This window comes from Enterovibrio norvegicus, assembly GCF_002876705.1.
Taxonomy (GTDB): Bacteria; Pseudomonadota; Gammaproteobacteria; order Enterobacterales; family Vibrionaceae; genus Enterovibrio; species Enterovibrio norvegicus_B.
Window position 1 is genome coordinate 1 of sequence record NZ_MDAG01000039.1, and the last position, 707, is coordinate 707.

General features: G+C 55.4%; 1 protein-coding gene. It reads right to left on the bottom strand.

The window, feature by feature from the left end; all coding sequences use genetic code 11:
• The coding region (locus BCT27_RS25895) for a thrombospondin type 3 repeat-containing protein (protein WP_241908598.1) at positions 1 to 707 on the bottom strand (707 nt) is incomplete at both ends.

Below are 707 nucleotides of genomic sequence, written 5' to 3' on the forward strand. Positions count from 1 at the left end.
TAACGCACGGTGCCGTTATCGACTTCCAGCGTCAGGACGTCGCCGACCGCCACACTGTTACTGCCGAAGTTTCCTCTATAGGTGCCGCTTTCGTAGATGTAGAGCGTGGTGTTAACGACGTAGAAGGCGTATTCGATATCGCGGTATGCCGCACCTGTTTCTACTGTGCCTAACCCAAACATGTTGTTGCTGCCGAGCGCATCCACCGTGAAGTTCAAGCGATAGCCGTCACTGAACCCGTAATTCGAGAAGAGGGCAGAATTGGCTTGATAGCCCCAAGAACCGCCGTTGGCATATAGCACACCGTCAGTGAAGCTGGAATTGCCCGTTTGCACCGGCCAATCCACAATGTCAGCACTGGTGCGAAGCTCTAACTCATCGGATAAACCATCGTTATCGCGGTCGATGTCGCTGTTATCACCCACGCCGTCGCCATCTGAATCCGACGTTTCAGTGGCATCGTCAGGGAAGGCATCGGCATTGTCGCCGACACCGTCACCATCGGTGTCTGTGGTTTCAGAGGCGTCTGTTGGGAACGCATCGGCATTATCGCCCACGCCATCGCCATCAGTGTCAGTCGTTTCCGTGGCATCCGTAGGGAAGGCATCGCCGTTATCACCCACGCCGTCACCATCGGTGTCCGTGTCTTCGTTAGGATCGAACGGGAAGGCATCGTAGATATCGAGCGTGCCGTCGTTGTCATCGTC